Genomic DNA, 15,825 nt, shown 5'->3' with positions numbered 1-15,825 from the left:
CACGGGGAGCGCGGGCAGCCCGTCACGGGGTCAGCGGGGTCGAGGGTTTGAATGGAAATTTTGGGTAAGGAAGCTATGAAAACAATCAAGCGAGCGCTCATGGGCGTGCTGGCGATGAGCGGACTGCTTTTCGCCGGTGCCGCCCTGGCAGTGGGCGATGTTCCGGGCGGCCCCGCCGTCAACGAGATCAATCTCCAGCCGCCTGCGACGAAAATCGCTGAGGAGCTCTACAGCCTCCACACGTTCATGCTGATTCTTTGCACGGTGATTTTCATCGGCGTGTTCGCTGTGATGTTCTATTCGATCTTTGCCCACCGCAAATCGAAAGGTCACAAGGCTTCGAATTTCCACGAAAGCACCACCGTCGAAATCATCTGGACGATCGTGCCGTTCGTCATCGTCGTTTTGATGGCGTTGCCGGCCACCAAGACGGTTGTCGCAATGAAGGACACGACCAATGCCGACGTCACCATCAAGGTCACCGGCTACCAGTGGAAGTGGGGCTACGACTACGTGAAGGGTCCGGGCGAGGGCATCAGCTTCCTCTCCACGCTGGCCACGCCGCGTGCCGAAACCGACGGCCGTCAGCCTATTTCCACTACGTATCTGCAAGAAGTCGACAATCCGCTGGTCGTGCCGGTCGGCAAGAAAATCCGCATCATTACCACCGCGAACGACGTGGTCCACTCCTGGTACGTGCCGGCCTTCGGCGTGAAACAGGACGCGATTCCGGGTTTCGTGCGCGACACGTGGTTCAAGGCTGACAAGGTCGGTACCTTCCGCGGCTTCTGTACCGAACTTTGCGGCAAGGAACACGCGTTCATGCCGGTGGTGGTCGAAGTACTTTCCACCGACGACTACGCGAAGTGGGTCGACACGCAGAAGAAGAAAATGGCCGCGGGTCAGGACGATCCGAACAAGACTTATACGTTGGCCGAGTTGATGGAGCGCGGCGGCAAGGTGTATGCGGCCAACTGCGCGGTTTGCCATCAGCCCACGGGCAAGGGCGCGGGCGCATTCCCGGCGCTCGACGGCAGCAAGGTCGCCAACGGCGCGATCGCCGAGCATGTCAGCATCGTGTTGAAAGGCAAGAACGCAATGCCTTCCTGGGCGCCTACGCTGAACGACGTCGAGATTGCTTCGGTGGTCACATTCGAACGTAATTCGTGGGGCAACCACACCGGCGACGTTCTCCAGCCGAAGCAGGTCGCGGACGCCCGTAACGGCAAGATGCCCGAAGGCGGCAATCATCTGGCCGACGCAGGTGCGGCGGCGAGCGGCGCGGAAGCGGCGTCAGGTGCCGCGGCTTCGGAAGCGTCGGGTGCGCAAGCAGCGTCGGCGGGCTCGGAAAGCACGGCGGCATCGCAAGCCACGCTGCCGGCGAGCGTCTACTTCGATACCGGCAAGAGCACGCTGCCGGCCGACGCAAAAGCGGCGGTCGAAGCAGCCGCGGCATACGCGAAGGCGCATCCGGACGCGAAGTTCACGCTGTCTGGCTACACCGACGCCACCGGTTCCGCAGACGCGAACGCGAAGCTCGCAAAGAGCCGTGCGGAAGCCGTGCGCGACGCGTTGAAAGCAGCCGGCATCGCCGAAGACCATATCATTTTGAAGAAGCCGGAAACGATCACGGGCGGCAGCGACGCGAAAGAAGCCCGGCGTGTTCAGATCAGCCCGGCTGCCTGACGTGTCACGGTCAGCACCGCAGTATTCGCTTTAGGAGATTGTCATGTCTAGCATCGGACACGATGTAGTCGCGGGCCACGAGCACGTGCACGGCGACCATGCCCACGAAACGCCGCATGGCTGGCGTCGTTGGCTGTTCGCAACCAACCACAAGGACATCGGTACGCTGTACCTGATCTTCTCGTTCACCATGTTCCTCTCCGGGGGCGTGATGGCGCTGATGATCCGTGCCGAGTTGTTCGAGCCGGGCCTGCAGATCATGCGCCCCGAGTTCTTCAACCAGTTGACCACCATGCACGGCCTGATCATGGTGTTCGGCGCGATCATGCCGGCGTTCGTCGGCTTCGCAAACTGGATGGTGCCGCTGCAGATCGGCGCATCGGACATGGCTTTTGCCCGCATGAACAACTTCAGCTTCTGGCTTCTGCCGGTGGCGGCTGTCCTGCTGGTCGGTTCGTTCTTCTCGCCGGGCGGCGCGACCGCCGCGGGCTGGACGCTGTACGCGCCGCTGTCCACGCAGATGGGCCCGGGCATGGACTTCGCGATTTTCGCGGTCCACCTGATGGGTGCTTCGTCGATCATGGGCGGGATCAACATCGTCGTGACGATCCTGAACATGCGCGCGCCCGGCCTCACGCTCATGAAGATGCCCATGTTCGTCTGGACCTGGCTGATCACCGCGTACCTGCTGATCGCCGTGATGCCGGTTCTGGCTGGCGCAATCACCATGGTGCTGTTCGATCGCCACTTCGGCACGTCGTTCTTCAACGCGGCCGGCGGCGGCGACCCGGTCATGTACCAGCACATCTTCTGGTTCTTCGGGCACCCCGAGGTGTACATCATGATCTTGCCGGCGTTCGGGATCGTGTCGCAGGTGATTCCGGCGTTCTCGCGCAAGCCGCTGTTCGGCTATAGCTCGATGGTGTACGCAACCTCGTCGATCGCGATTCTGTCGTTCATGGTCTGGGCGCACCACATGTTCGCAACCGGCATGCCGGTGACGGGCCAGCTGTTCTTCATGTACGCGACCATGCTGATCGCCGTGCCGACTGGCGTGAAGGTGTTCAACTGGGTCGCGACGATGTGGCGCGGTTCGCTCTCCTTCGAAACGCCCATGCTGTTCGCGGTCGGCTTCCTGCTGGTGTTCACGTTCGGCGGTTTGTCGGGCCTGATGCTCGCCATGGCGCCGCTCGACATCCAGTATCACGGTACCTACTTCGTGGTCGCGCACTTCCACTACGTGCTGGTGGCGGGCTCGCTCTTCGCGTTGTTCTCGGGCTGGTACTACTGGGCGCCGAAGTGGACCGGCTGGATGTACAACGAAACGCGCGGCAAGATCCACTTCTGGGCGTCGATGTTCTTCTTCAACCTCGCGTTCCTGCCGATGCACTTCGTCGGTCTCGCAGGTATGCCGCGTCGCTACGCCGACTATCCGGCGCAATTCACCGACTGGAACCAGGTGATTTCGATCGGTGCGTTCGGCTTCGGTTTGGCGCAGGTGTACTTCCTGTTCGCGGTTGCGTTGCCTGCGTATCGCGGCGGCGGTGACCACGAAAAGGCTGGCGACAAGCCGTGGGACGGCGCAACGGGCCTCGAGTGGACCGTGCCGAGCCCGGCTCCGTTCCACACGTTCGAAAACCCGCCGACCGTCGAGTAATCGTCGTTTAGCGAAGTGGCCGGTTCCGGGGCGACGTGATTGCAGCGTCGCCGGGACCGGACGGCGGCGAAAGCGCGGCAATGGCAGTAACAAGGTATTTAGAAACCCGAGCATGACGCGCAATTCACAGGAAAGACGTACACCGGAGCAGATTCGAGCGAGCAACAGGCGGATAGGTCTTGTGCTGCTCGCAATCGCAGCGGTATTTTTCGCGAGCGTCATCATCAATCAGGGTTGGTTTTCCTGACGGAACCGGTACAGGTGTAGTTTGCAGGTTTGTTGAGGATTGAGATGTCGACGCAACCGCCGGCTCAGGCCGATCGCTCTTTCAACCGTTCGATGCTGGTCAAGCTGTTCGTCGTCGCGTTGATGATGTTCGGCTTTGGTTTTGCACTGGTGCCGATGTACCGCGCGATCTGTCAGATCACCGGCATCAACAACCTGGTGCAGCGCGATGCAACGGTGCGCGAGGCGAAGAATACGCAGGTCGACATGAGCCGTACGGTTTCGATCGAATTCGATGCGAATGCGCGCGGCCCGCTCGGTTTCAAGCCGGAGCAGCGCAGCATGGACGTGCATCCGGGCGAAGTGACAACAGTGATGTACGAGGTGAGCAACGAACAGGCACGCACGATCCAGGCGCAAGCCATTCCGAGCTACGCACCGAAGCAGGCGACCGAGTACTTCAAGAAGATCGAGTGTTTCTGTTTTACGCAGCAGACGTTGACGGCGAATCAGACGAAGCGGATGCCGGTCGTGTTCGTCGTCGATCCGAAGTTGCCGAAGGACGTAAAAACGATCACGTTGTCGTACACGTTTTTCGAGTTGAATACGCCGGCAACGGCGAAGGTCGGAAGCGCGGCGCTCCCGGCCGAGACGGCGGCAACTGCCGCCAATCCCGCCTGACGGCTGATGCCGCCGGCGAAGGAAGGCAACAATGAGCGATAACAGCGGCGGCCCGCGCAAAAGCAGTTTCGGCCAGTCGATGAGGGCGGTGTTCTGGTCGTTTTTCGGCGTGCGCAAGCGGCGCGATCTGGAAGCCGACGCAACGCAACTGAACCCGGTGCACGTCATTATCGCGGCGCTGATCAGTACGGCCATTTTCATCGGCGTGCTGATTCTGGTGGTGCGCGCGGTGGTGGGCTGACACTGCGCGCATGCATGTAGTACGGGCGTAGCAGCGCCCACGAATTAGAGTGAAGCGGTGCGGTACACACGCGCCGCCGAAGATACAGCCGGAGCTTCCGGAACAACTGGACTGAAGTGGAGAATCAAGAATGAGCGGTCAAAACGAGAGCCCGTACTATTTCGTACCGCATCCGTCGCGGCATCCGATCAGCGCCGCCGCTGGTTTGCTGGTCATGCTCGGATCGCTTGCGGCGTGGATCAACGAACATGACTGGGCGCCGATCGGCGTTGTCGTCGGCCTGTTGTGGCTGCTCTTTACGTTGTGGCACTGGTTTGGCGACGCGATTGCCGAATCCGAAGGCGGCATGTACGGCAAGAATGTCGACAAGTCATACCGCTGGAGCATGAGCTGGTTCATCTTCTCCGAAGTGATGTTCTTCGGCGCTTTCTTCGGCGCGCTCTTCTACGCACGCGCAATCGCGCTGCACGAACTGGCGAGTCTGGATTACAAGCTGATCTGGCCGGATTTCTCGGCGGTGTGGCCGAACAACGGTCCCGCGTCGCTCGTGTCGACCTTCAAGTCAATGACGCCGTGGCCGGTGCCGACCATCAACACGGCGCTGCTGCTTTCTTCGGGAGCCACGCTGACGGTCTCGCACCACGCACTGCGTGAAGATCATCGCAAGAAGGCAATCATCTGGCTGGCAGCTACGCTGGTGCTGGGCGTGTGCTTCCTCTTCCTGCAGGGCTTCGAATACTTCCACGCGTATAACGAACTGAACCTCACGCTGGCTTCGGGCGTGTACGGCTCCACGTTCTTCCTGCTGACGGGCTTCCACGGTTTTCACGTGTTCCTCGGCGGCACGATGCTCGCGGTGGTGCTGGTGCGGATGATTCGCGGACACTTCACCGCGGAACACCACTTCGCGTTCGAAGGCGCGGCCTGGTATTGGCACTTCGTCGACGTGGTCTGGCTCGGACTCTACGTGGTCGTGTACTGGCTGTAAGGCTGGTAGCCCCGCGCCGCGGCTGGCTATGCCGGACCGTGCGGGGGCCGTCGCGCAGCGTCCTTCGGAACACCGCGCACGCGAGTAGTGAGCAGGATTGTGAAGCGCCGCCCTCGACCCTGTCAGGGCGGCGTTTTGTTTAGGGCAGCGATGGTTGCGCCAGGCTCAGCGCCCGTACGGTATGCCGGTTGAGTGAATCCAGCCCATCCAGTAAGCAAACAGAATGAAGAGGAAGAGCGAGATAGAAAGTCCGACTCGCGTGGCGAGCGACCAGACCATCCGCTTGGTTTTGCCCTTGTCATGCATCATGAAATACAGCGCCGACACCATGCTGGCGATGATCAGGACGAAGGCAATGGGAACGAGAATGTGCATGGAAGCTGAAACGGAAAAGCGCGAAGGCAAGGTGGCCATTATCTCACCGCGCGCCGGCGTTTGCCCTACGCTTGCCACCACGCTCAGGCCGGGCATGGAGTGCCGTCGATGAAGATCCGCCTCGTTCCCGCGTTGTTGATTCTGCTCGTGGTCGCGGTGACCTTGCGGCTCGGCTTCTGGCAGCGCGACCGCGCGCATCAGAAAGAAGCACTCGAGGCACGCATCACGCAGTTCGAGAACGCGCCCGCGCAACCTGTCACCAGCGCGCCGGTGGCATTGAAGGACATCGAATTCCATCGCGTGAAAGCGCGCGGCACGTTTGTCGCGGACAAGGTCGTGTATCTCGACAATCGTCCGTATAACGATCAGCCGGGCTTTTACGTGGTGATGCCTTTTAGACTCAACGACGGCGGTTATGTGCTCGTCAATCGTGGCTGGTTGCCGCGTAACATCAATAATCGCGAGACGATTGCGCCGTACACTACGCCGCAGGGCGAAATCGAGATCGAAGGGATTGCCCGTGCGGATGCGTCACGCGCGTTCGAACTGGGGCAGGGCGGTTCGGCCGCGCATCAGGCGATTCGCCAGAATCTCGACGTCGCCGCGTATGCCGCCGAAACCGCACTGCCCTTGCAATCGTTCGTGATACAGCAATTGAGCGACGACGGCGACAAACTCGTGCGCGACTGGCCGGCTCCAAGCAGCGGCGTCGAGCGCAACTACGGCTACATGTTCCAGTGGTGGGGCATGGCGGCCGCGGCTTTGGCCTTCGGCCTGTACGCCGCGCGCCGCGCCGCCAGAAAACCGCAGGCGCCCATCGTGTGATGCAGCGCGTGCCCGGCGCGGCTCTGCACGAGTGAGGCGAGCCGCACAATTATTGAAAGAGGTCATGTAGTGTCGACGCCATCTCCCCGTTCGCCGCAAGCCGGCAAACCCGCCGCCGCCAAACCGATGCCCGGCCAGCCCAACGGCAAGGGCTCCTGGGAGCGCGGCCGCTGGATCTTGCTGCTGCTCGCGATCGTCTGCGCGGCGCCTATCGCCGTGTCGTATTTCATGTACTACGTGGTGAAGCCGAGCGGCGGCAGCACCAGTTACGGCACGCTCGTCGAACCACAACGGCCGATTCCCGAGTCGCTCGTCGTGACTGGTGAAGACGGCAAACCGCTCAAACTCGCCACGTTGCGTGGCCACTGGCTGCTGATCTCCGTCGACGACACCGCCTGCGACAAAGCGTGCGTGACGAAGCTCTACTTCATGCGGCAAATCCGCGCGGCACAGGGCCCGGAACGCGAGCGCGTCGTCGAAGTGTGGCTTCGTACAGGTGCGGGGAACGTGGCGGACGTGATACAAAAGGCTTATCCCGACACCAACATACTGCTGGCCGATCCGGCGCAGGTGTCGGCGTGGCTGCCGACCGCGAACGGCACCAAGGTCACCGACCATATTTACATGGTCGATCCGAACGGCAATCTGATGATGCGTTTCCCGAAAGATCCGAACCCGAGCAAGATCAAGGGCGACGTGACCAAGCTGCTGAAGTGGTCGAGCATCGGCTGATGCAGCAACCAGGGTAAGAGAAGATGTTCGTACTGCAATTGGGCCTGATCGGCTTGTGTATCGCGTTGTTGCCGCTGTCTTATGTGTGGGTCAAGGCCGACGACGACAAATTCCGCAAGCTCGTGTGGCTCACCACTTTCCTCACGCTCGACCTCGTGATGTTCGGCGGCTTCACGCGTCTGACGGACTCGGGGCTCGGCTGTCCGGATTGGCCCGGCTGCTATGGCACGTCGTCGCCGTTTATCGCGCATGCGGCAATCACCGCCGCGCATCAGGCGATGCCCACCGGCCCCGTCAGCATGACCAAGGCTTGGATCGAAATGATTCACCGCTACTTCGCGATGGCGATCGGCGTGCTGATCATCGCGCAGACGGTCATTGCATGGACCGCGCGCATCAAGCGGCGTCCGCTGCACGTGTCGCCCTGGTGGCCGACTTCGCTGCTGCTGCTGATTCTCGTGCAAGGCGCATTCGGCGCATGGACGGTGACGATGAAGCTGCAACCGGTCATCGTAACGACGCACCTGCTGCTCGGCCTCGCGCTACTGGGCACGCTCGGCTGGCTCGCCGCGCGCCAGACGCCGTTGCCCGCCTACGAGCCCGAAGCCGCGCGCTGGCGCGTCGCGGCGGTCGCGGGTCTCGTGCTGTTGATTGCGCAGATCGCGTTGGGCGGCTGGGTCAGCACCAACTACGCGGTGCTCGCGTGTACGGATTTCCCCACCTGCAACGGCCAATGGGTTCCGCCGATGGACTTCGCCCACGGCTTTCACTTGTGGCGTGCGCTCGGCATGACAGGCAACGGCGACATGATCACGCAAGATGCGCTGGTAGCGATTCACTGGACGCACCGCACCTTCGCGCTCGTGGTCGTCGGCTACCTCGTGTGGTTCGCGCTGCAATTGCGCCGCTTCGAGTCGCTGCGGCGTCCGGCCAACGGCGTTTTGCTGGTGGTGCTGATCCAGTTCGTCACCGGATTGTCGAACATCGTTCTGCAATGGCCGTTGCCTATTGCGGTAGCTCATAACGGAGGCGCGGCGATCCTGTTGCTCCTGCTCGTTATGTTAAACTTTCGAATCGCTTATAGCCGTCCCGGCCGCGCCGTGTTGCCTGCGCGCGATGCCGCGCCAGCGTGAATCCACATGGACAGCACAACACTTCCCCAAACGCCCGGCAGCCGGATCTCGCAGTACATTGCGCTGACCAAGCCGCGCGTCACGCAACTTGCCGTGTTCTGTGCCGTCATCGGCATGTTTCTGTCGACGCCCGGCATGGTGCCCTGGACGGTTCTGATCGGCGGCACCGTCGGCATCTGGCTGCTCGCCGGAGCGGCGTTCGCAATCAACTGCCTCGTCGAACAAAAAATCGACGCGAAAATGCGGCGCACCTCGTGGCGTCCGTCGGCGCGCGGCGAAATCACCACTAGGCAGATTCTGTTGTTCTCGGCCGTGCTCGGCGGCCTCGGCATGTGGACGCTGTACACGTTCGCCAATCCGCTGACCATGTGGCTCACGCTTGCCACGTTCGTCGGCTATGCCGTCATCTATACGCTGCTGCTCAAGCCGGCCACGCCGCAGAACATCGTGATCGGCGGCGCGTCGGGTGCCATGCCGCCGGCGCTGGGCTGGGCCGCCGTCACCGGTCAGGTGCCGGGCGACGCGTGGATTCTCGTGCTGATCATTTTCGTATGGACGCCGCCGCACTTCTGGGCGCTCGCGTTGTACCGCCGCAAAGACTATGAAAACGCCGGCTTGCCGATGCTGCCGAACACGCACGGCGAAAAGTACACGCGGCTGCACATTCTGTTGTACACAGTAATTCTGTTCGCCGTCACGATGATGCCGTTCATTTCAGGCATGAGCGGCGTGGTGTACCTCGCGGCAGCTGTGGTGCTCGGCGCGGTGTTTCTCGCCTACGCGTGGAAGATCTACCTCGAGTACTCCGACAATCTGGCGCGCCGAACCTTCCGTTACTCAATCGTCTATCTGTCGCTGCTGTTTGCCGCGCTGCTGGTCGACCACTATGTGCGCGTTGTGATCGGCGCGTAATACCATGCTCAATACCCGCTTCGCGCGTGCGGCGCGTGCTGCTGTGATTGCCTGCGCGCTCGGCAGCGCGTTGTTCGTGGCGGGCTGCGGCAAGCAGACGCCAGCGTTCCAGAACCTGGACCTCACCGGCAATACTCAGTTCGGAAGCAACTTTTCATTGCCCGACACGTCCGGCAAGATTCGCACAATGGCGGATTACAAAGGCAAGGTCGTGGTGCTGTTTTTCGGCTACACACATTGCCCGGACGTTTGCCCCACCACGATGGCCGAGCTCTCGCAAGCGCTGCAGCAACTGGGCCCCGAAGACGCAAAGCGCGTTCAAGTACTGTTCGTCACCGTCGATCCCGAGCGCGACACTGACGCGCTGCTCGCGCAATACGTCCCCGCGTTCAATCCGACTTTCGTGGGCCTGCGCCCCGCTGACGAGGCGCAGCTCAAGAAAGTGGCGAAAGACTTCCGCGTCTACTACGCGAAGGTGCCCGGCAAGACACCCGACAGCTACACGATGGACCATACAGCGGCGAGCTATGTGTTCGACCCCGAGGGCAAGCTACGCCTTTTCGCACGCGACGGCCAGGGCGCCGCGCCTTGGGTACACGATATCAAGCTGCTGCTTGACTGACGCGGCGGCCGCTTATTCTCCAACGGATAAATGCGGCACGAATGCCGCAAGACTCGCACAAGAGCAGAACAGGAGCCGCACAACAGCCGCACAGGAACCACACGCGAGCCGCACCAACTCAAACCGGTATCGGCAGATTCAACCCCGGCGCAAGCCGTGTGGTCTTGAACTCGGTCACCTCGTAACGCGCGAGCTTCTGCACGGCGAACGGATCGGTTGCGAGGATCGCATCCAGCCTGTCGCGTTCGATCCGCACCGCCAGGATGATGCCGCCGTCGCGCGGCACTTTCGGTCCCGCGGCCACGAAGACACCTGCTTCGAAATGTGTGGTCAGGAACGCACGGTGTGCTTCCAGCGCGTCGTCCATGCGCTCGAGCGGGGCGGTATAGATCAGGTTGATGACATACATGGGCGTCCTCGCAGGTGATTGAAGTACCGCGGACACTCGCGGCAACGTTTCGAATTATCGGCCACAGCGTGGCTCTTCGCCGCGCAATCGCGCTGCGCATACCCATATGTGATTGCGGTATTTCACATCTCGCACGGCATATGAGACGATTTACGGTCCAGTCGGCGGCGCGCTGTTATCCCGTTCTTACCTGCGTGTCATTAGTGCCTGCCTCCGGCTATCACCCGGATCTCATTGCAAACGGATTCGATTAGAAACAGCGAGAATTACATGCAGCGCAGAAACATCCTCAAAGCCCTCTCCGCAGTGATCGCCGGCGCGGCGATCGTCACCAGCTTCGGCGCCCATGCCGACGACAAAGTCATCAAGGTCGGTACCATCGGCGGCCCGGACGCGCAGATCTGGGAAGTCGTCGCCAAGGTGGCGAAGCGTGAAGGTCTGAACGTGAAGGTCGTCGAATTCAACGACTATGTGCAGCCGAACGCCGCGCTCGACGCCGGCGATCTCGACGCCAACAGCTTCCAGCATCAGCCGTATCTCGACAGCCAGATCAAGCAGCGCGGCTACAAGATTGTCAACGCGGGCCTCACCTACATCTCGCCGCTCGGCATCTACTCGAAGAAGCTGAAGTCGCTGAAGGATCTGCCGCAAGGGGCGAAGGTCGCCGTGCCGAACGATCCGTCGAACGAGAACCGCGCGCTGCTGCTCCTGCAGACGCAAGGCGTGATCAAGTTGAAGGCCGGCGCGGGCGCGAACGGCAACAATGCGACGGCGCTCGACGTCGCTGAGAATCCGAAGAAGATCAAGCTGGTTGAACTCGATGCTGCGCAATTGCCGCGCTCGCTGGCCGATGTCGACGCAGCCGCGATCAACACGAATTTTGCGCTTTCTGCCGGTCTGCAGCCGACCAAAGACGCGATTGCGCTCGAAGACATTCACAGCCCGTACGCGAACCTGATTGCAGTGCGCACTCAGGACAAGGACAAGCCGTGGGTGAAGAAGCTGGTTGCCGCGTATCAGTCGGAAGATGTGCGCCAGTTCATCAAGACGCAGTTCAAGGGGTCGGTGGTGCCGTCGTTCTAACGCGGCTTACAGTCCCAACTCCCATCGCTCGATCATCAGGTCCTTGCCGAAACGGCGCTCCGGCGCCGTGCTGACGAGCTCGAACCCGGCGCGCTTGCACAGGCGCCGCGGCTCTTCCAGCGCGCTGGCCGTGGTCAACGTCAGTCTCGTGTAACCCGCGCGCCGCGCGAACCGCGTTGCTTCGGTCATCAGGCGGGTGCCAATGCCAAGACGGTGCAAGTCCGGCTCGACCCACAAGAGGCGCACGCCGGCCACCGTCGTCGACACTGCGACGATGCACACCGCGCCCACCACCATGCCGTTCTGATCGGCGACGACGCACGTTTCGCGAACGCTATCGTTGCGTTGGGTGTAGTCGGCGACCACGCGCGCAAGCAGCCCTTCGAACGACCCGTCCCAGCCATATTGCGCCGCGAACCACTGCGCCTGTCGATGCACGAGCCAGGCGCATTCGCCCGGGCGCGGCGCGCGCAGTTCAATGGCGTCCTGCTGCGGCTTGTCGCCGAGCAGCCTTTCGATAATGTTCATTGCGGCAATCAACTGCTCCTGTGAGGCCGCGCCGAGCCCGCCCAGCAGGTCCAGCACTTCCTGAACAGCCGCCGAGTCGAGCGGCGCATAGGCCGCGTGGCCGTTGGACGTCAGTTCGATCAGCGACTGGCGCGCGTCCGTCTCGGACGGCCGTCGCGTGATCAGATTGCGACGCTCGAAACTGGTGAGTAAGCGGCTCAGATAACCGCTGTCGAGTCCAAGCGCGCGGCCGAGCACCGACGCCGTCTGCGCACTTCCGCGCGACAGTTCGTGCAGCACGCGCACCTCCGTCAACGAGAACGTGCTGCGAGCCAGGCGCTCGTGCAGAGCGCCGATAAGCCGCGTGTAGAAGCGATTGAAATGGCGGACTGCCTGGGCCCGTCGCAGCGTCTCGGAATCGGTCAAATGCTGATCTCCGTTTTTTTTATGGATTCGCATACCACTATATTGGAACGCGCCCTCATTAACAAAACCGCGCGCGTCCGGACGAACCGCTTGCGGATCCAAAAGGTACGAACGTGCACACTTCCAGACATCATGAACTGGTTCGCAATTGGGTCTGCGGCACGCTTAACTTGTCTCGAATACGGGTAAGTCCTGGGACCTCCGAACCGGCACGCAAGACGCGCTCGTTGGCCTGAGAAGCTTGTTCCGCAAGGCTTTGCGCCCGGTCATACCGGCATAGAACCAGTTCGTTGACTGGTATTATGTTGGTTATATAATGGGCTCTCTTTTTTGCAGGCCGAACCTTTCGCCACTGCCGCCGGAGCGCCATGGAAACTCGCTGGTCCGCACTTATGCCTGACGCTCGCAACGTCACGCCGCTCTATTTGCAACTCGCGCGCAATCTGGCGACCGCGATCCATTGCGGGGTGTGGTCGGCAGGTGAGGCGCTGCCTTCGGAGCGTACGCTGTCGGACGCAATCGGCGTGTCGCGCATTACCGCGCGCAAGGCAATCGAACTGCTGGTCGAGCAAGGGCTGATCCGGCGCGCGCGCGGCGCGGGCAGCTTCATCACGCCACGCGTCGAAGATCCGCTGTCGCGGCTCACCGGCTTCACCAAGAAGATGCAGCAGCGCGGCTTCCGACCGGACTCGGTGTGGCTAGAGCGCGATATCCGCGCCGCCAATCGGGAGGAGCTGGTGCGCCTCGGTTTGTCGCCCGGCGCAGCGGTGGCGAGCCTGCGCCGGCTGCGCCGCGCAGACGGCATCGTGATGGCGGTCGAGCATTCGGCGCTTCCTGTCGCGATCGTTCCCGATCCGCAGGCAATCGGCGTCTCACTCTACAGCTATCTGGAGCAACGCGGTGCGGCGGTTGTGCGCGCGTTGCAGCACTTTCGCGCGGTCAACGCTTCGAGCGAGATCGCTTCACTCATGGATATCGAACCGCGCTCGGCGCTGCTGGTCATTACCCGTATCGGTTATAGCGCCGACCAGCGCGCAATCGAATTGACGGACACCTATTGCCGCGACGACTACTACGACTTCGTCGCTGAATTGCGGACCTGAGCGCCGCATCCGAGTGGGCGCGTGGTTCGCAACCGCACGCTGCGCCCGCACGTCGCACCCTCAGCGCAATTCAGCCACGCCCTGTATCACGCCTTGCAAGAGAGACTCATGCTGACCGGAAACATACTCACCACCGACGGGTGGATTCACGGCACGCTCGAATACGAAAACGGCCGCATCACGACGCTCACCGGCGAGCGCGTCGATCCCGCGACGAACGACGCACCGTACATCCTGCCAGGCTTCATCGACCTGCACGTGCATGGCGGCGGCGGCGCGGACGTAATGGAAGCCGGCGACGCGATCGAAACCATCACGCGCACACATGCGCGCTACGGCACGACGAGTCTGCTCGCCACCACCATGACCGCGCCGCGCGACGAACTGATGAGCGTGGTCGCCGGTCTCGGCGACGTCGCGCGCGTGCGCACGCCAGGCTGCTCGCGGGTGCTCGGCGTGCATCTGGAGGGGCCGTACATCAACCCCGGCAAGCTCGGCGCGCAGCCCGACGCAGCCGTCTCTGCCGTGATGGACGAAGTGCTCAAGTATCTGTCCATCGCGCCCATTCGCGTCGTCACGCTGGCGCCTGAAATTGCCGGTCACATGGACATCATCTCCGAGATGGCGGCGCGCGGCGTGCGCGTGCAGCTCGGCCATTCGCTCGGCACTTACGACGACGCCGTTGCCGCGCTCAAGCACGGCGCGTGCGGCTTCACTCATCTTTTCAATGCGATGTCGCCGCTGCATCACCGCAATCCTGGCCTCGTCGGCGCGGCGCTCGCGCATGCCGAATTCGCCGAAATCATTCCCGACTTGCTGCACGTCCATCCGGGCGCGATCCGCGCCGCACTGCGCGCGATTCCGCGTCTGTACGTGGTCACGGACAGCACGTCGGCGACCGGCATGCCCGACGGCGAATACCGTCTCGGCAGCCAACACGTGACGAAGTGTCTGGGCGGCGTGCGTCTCGCCGACGGCACGCTCGCCGGCAGCACCCTGACCATGGATCAGGCGCTGCGCAATCTGGTGTCGATCGGTCTGCCGATCGCCGATGTATCAAACCGTTTGTCGCGCTACGCCGCCGACTACCTCGGCATCGAAGACCGCGGCCGCATCGCGCGCGGTGCATGGGCCGACGTCGTCGTGTTCGATCGTGAACTGGCGTTGAGCGCGACATACGTCGAAGGAGATGCAATTGTCGAATATGCTTAAAGAGGCGCTGGCGTCCGCAGAAACGGTCGCCGCGCAACTCACGGACACCTCGCGCGTCGAGGCCCTGGCCGCCCGGCTCGCACAGCAACCGCGCCATGTCGCGTTGACGGTCGCACGTGGCAGTTCCGACCATGCGGCGAGTTACTTCGCAAGCCTGACGATGAGCCGCCTCGGTGTGCCGGTCGCGTCGCTGCCCATGTCGGTCGCGACGCTGCAACAGGCGCCGCTACAAGTTCGCGATCAGCTTGCACTGGCGTTCTCGCAATCGGGCAAGAGTCCTGATCTGGTTGGCACGATGCAGGCGCTGCGCCAGGCGGGCGCGTTGACCGTTGCCGCAGTGAATGCACCGGCTTCGCCGCTCGCCGACGCGTGCGAGTGGCATCTGCCGCTCGTTGCCGGTCCTGAACTGAGCGTTGCGGCCACCAAGAGCTACATCGCGATGCTCTCGATTTCCGCGCAACTGGTCGCGCATTGGCAGCGCGATGCGGAACTGCTGGCTGCATTGAATACGCTGCCCGACGCGTTGCAGACCGCCGGCAAGCTCGACTGGTCGAAGGCCGTCGACGAACTGCGCGGCATCGAACGCATGATCGTGATCGGACGCGGTCTCGGCCTTGCCATCGCGCAGGAAGCCGCGTTGAAGCTGAAGGAAACCTCCGGCATTCAGGCAGAAGCGTTTTCTAGCGCGGAAGTGCGGCACGGTCCGATGGAACTGATCGACCGCGACTATCCGCTGCTGGTGTTCGCTCCGCGCGGACCGGAGCAGGCCGGTCTCCTGCAACTCGCGCGCGACATGCAGGCGCGGGGCGCTCGCGTATTGCTCGCCGCTCCGTCCGATGTACCGGAAGCGACGCTGCCGCTCGCTACCACCGCTCACGCGGCGCTCGATCCGATCGCCGCCATCCTGTCCTTTTACGTGATGGCCGCGGGCCTTGCCGCCGCGCGCGGGCGCAATCCCGATGCGCCGCGCCATCTCAACAAAGTCACCGAAACTCACTGACGAGAAAT

The 15,825-nt window shown here is 62.4% G+C and carries 18 protein-coding genes; 15 read left to right on the top strand and 3 right to left on the bottom strand.

Translation table 11 applies throughout. The features are described from left to right. Positions 1–51: 51 nt before the first annotated feature. The 6 genes from coxB (at position 52) to JMY24_RS13860 (ending at position 5,478) form a co-directional block, all read left to right on the top strand. Entirely contained in the window at positions 52–1,686 is a 1,635-nt protein-coding gene (gene coxB, locus JMY24_RS13880; RefSeq protein WP_128585557.1) for a cytochrome c oxidase subunit II, read from the top strand. A 43-nt stretch (positions 1,687–1,729) separates the two neighbouring features. Beyond that, positions 1,730–3,343, top strand: coding sequence for a cytochrome c oxidase subunit I (gene ctaD, locus JMY24_RS13875; RefSeq protein ID WP_020067033.1), 1,614 nt, complete (start codon positions 1,730–1,732; stop codon positions 3,341–3,343). 112 nt (positions 3,344–3,455) lie between these two features. Then, on the top strand, positions 3,456–3,590 hold the full coding sequence (locus JMY24_RS38340; protein ID WP_020067032.1) for a cytochrome oxidase small assembly protein: 135 nt from the start codon (positions 3,456–3,458) through the stop codon (positions 3,588–3,590). A gap of 44 nt (positions 3,591–3,634) precedes the next feature. Then, positions 3,635–4,249 carry a cytochrome c oxidase assembly protein gene (locus tag JMY24_RS13870; protein WP_020067031.1) on the top strand — a complete coding sequence of 205 codons (615 nt, stop codon included), beginning with the start codon at positions 3,635–3,637 and terminating at the stop codon, positions 4,247–4,249. 31 nt (positions 4,250–4,280) lie between these two features. Next, entirely contained in the window at positions 4,281–4,490 is a 210-nt protein-coding gene (locus JMY24_RS13865) for a DUF2970 domain-containing protein (protein ID WP_128585558.1), read from the top strand. A gap of 130 nt (positions 4,491–4,620) precedes the next feature. Next, entirely contained in the window at positions 4,621–5,478 is an 858-nt protein-coding gene (locus JMY24_RS13860; RefSeq protein WP_020067029.1) for a cytochrome c oxidase subunit 3, read from the top strand. A 165-nt stretch (positions 5,479–5,643) separates the two neighbouring features. Here the strand turns inward: JMY24_RS13860 and JMY24_RS13855 are convergent, their stop codons facing one another. Further along, positions 5,644–5,853: a twin transmembrane helix small protein gene (locus JMY24_RS13855; protein WP_020067028.1), complete on the bottom strand. Its 210-nt coding sequence runs from the start codon at positions 5,851–5,853 to the stop codon at positions 5,644–5,646. Between the two features lie 108 nt (positions 5,854–5,961). On the opposite strand from JMY24_RS13855, the gene JMY24_RS13850 reads away from it, so the two are divergent. The 5 genes from JMY24_RS13850 (at position 5,962) to JMY24_RS13830 (ending at position 10,077) form a co-directional block, all read left to right on the top strand. Then, positions 5,962–6,678 carry an SURF1 family protein gene (locus JMY24_RS13850; RefSeq protein WP_128594198.1) on the top strand — a complete coding sequence of 239 codons (717 nt, stop codon included), beginning with the start codon at positions 5,962–5,964 and terminating at the stop codon, positions 6,676–6,678. Between the two features lie 69 nt (positions 6,679–6,747). Next, entirely contained in the window at positions 6,748–7,410 is a 663-nt protein-coding gene (locus JMY24_RS13845; protein WP_128594199.1) for an SCO family protein, read from the top strand. A gap of 23 nt (positions 7,411–7,433) precedes the next feature. Continuing rightward, positions 7,434–8,543, top strand: a complete 1,110-nt coding sequence (locus JMY24_RS13840; protein ID WP_128594200.1) for a COX15/CtaA family protein — start codon at positions 7,434–7,436, stop codon at positions 8,541–8,543. Between the two features lie 6 nt (positions 8,544–8,549). Continuing rightward, complete coding sequence (gene cyoE, locus JMY24_RS13835) at positions 8,550–9,455, top strand: heme o synthase (RefSeq protein ID WP_128594201.1); 906 nt, start codon at positions 8,550–8,552, stop codon at positions 9,453–9,455. Between the two features lie 4 nt (positions 9,456–9,459). After that, on the top strand, positions 9,460–10,077 hold the full coding sequence (locus JMY24_RS13830) for an SCO family protein (RefSeq protein WP_128591441.1): 618 nt from the start codon (positions 9,460–9,462) through the stop codon (positions 10,075–10,077). A gap of 118 nt (positions 10,078–10,195) precedes the next feature. On the opposite strand, the gene JMY24_RS13825 is transcribed toward JMY24_RS13830, so the two are convergent. Continuing rightward, positions 10,196–10,486, bottom strand: coding sequence for a YciI family protein (locus JMY24_RS13825; RefSeq protein WP_128594202.1), 291 nt, complete (start codon positions 10,484–10,486; stop codon positions 10,196–10,198). A 270-nt stretch (positions 10,487–10,756) separates the two neighbouring features. Here JMY24_RS13825 and JMY24_RS13820 point away from each other — a divergent pair, with 270 nt between their 5' ends. After that, complete coding sequence (locus JMY24_RS13820) at positions 10,757–11,569, top strand: MetQ/NlpA family ABC transporter substrate-binding protein (protein ID WP_128594203.1); 813 nt, start codon at positions 10,757–10,759, stop codon at positions 11,567–11,569. Between the two features lie 6 nt (positions 11,570–11,575). Here the strand turns inward: JMY24_RS13820 and JMY24_RS13815 are convergent, their stop codons facing one another. Next, positions 11,576–12,502, bottom strand: a complete 927-nt coding sequence (locus JMY24_RS13815; protein ID WP_128594204.1) for a bifunctional helix-turn-helix transcriptional regulator/GNAT family N-acetyltransferase — start codon at positions 12,500–12,502, stop codon at positions 11,576–11,578. 368 nt (positions 12,503–12,870) lie between these two features. On the opposite strand from JMY24_RS13815, the gene JMY24_RS13810 reads away from it, so the two are divergent. The 3 genes from JMY24_RS13810 to JMY24_RS13800 all read left to right on the top strand — a co-directional run bounded on the left by JMY24_RS13810 (position 12,871) and on the right by JMY24_RS13800 (position 15,817). After that, complete coding sequence (locus tag JMY24_RS13810; RefSeq protein WP_020067018.1) at positions 12,871–13,605, top strand: GntR family transcriptional regulator; 735 nt, start codon at positions 12,871–12,873, stop codon at positions 13,603–13,605. Between the two features lie 108 nt (positions 13,606–13,713). Beyond that, complete coding sequence (gene nagA / locus JMY24_RS13805; RefSeq protein ID WP_128594205.1) at positions 13,714–14,817, top strand: N-acetylglucosamine-6-phosphate deacetylase; 1,104 nt, start codon at positions 13,714–13,716, stop codon at positions 14,815–14,817. Further along, the gene (locus JMY24_RS13800; RefSeq protein ID WP_128594208.1) at positions 14,810–15,817 is read left to right on the top strand and encodes an SIS domain-containing protein; all 1,008 of its coding nucleotides are present in this window, start codon (positions 14,810–14,812) and stop codon (positions 15,815–15,817) included. Before nagA ends, JMY24_RS13800 begins: the two co-directional genes overlap by 8 nt. The last annotated feature ends 8 nt before the right edge of the window (positions 15,818–15,825 follow it).

The sequence above is a fragment of the Paraburkholderia kirstenboschensis genome, assembly GCF_904848585.1.
Lineage (GTDB): Bacteria > Pseudomonadota > Gammaproteobacteria > Burkholderiales > Burkholderiaceae > Paraburkholderia > Paraburkholderia kirstenboschensis.
Note: the sequence above shows the minus strand (reverse complement) of the source record. Positions and strands in the feature narration are given on the sequence as shown.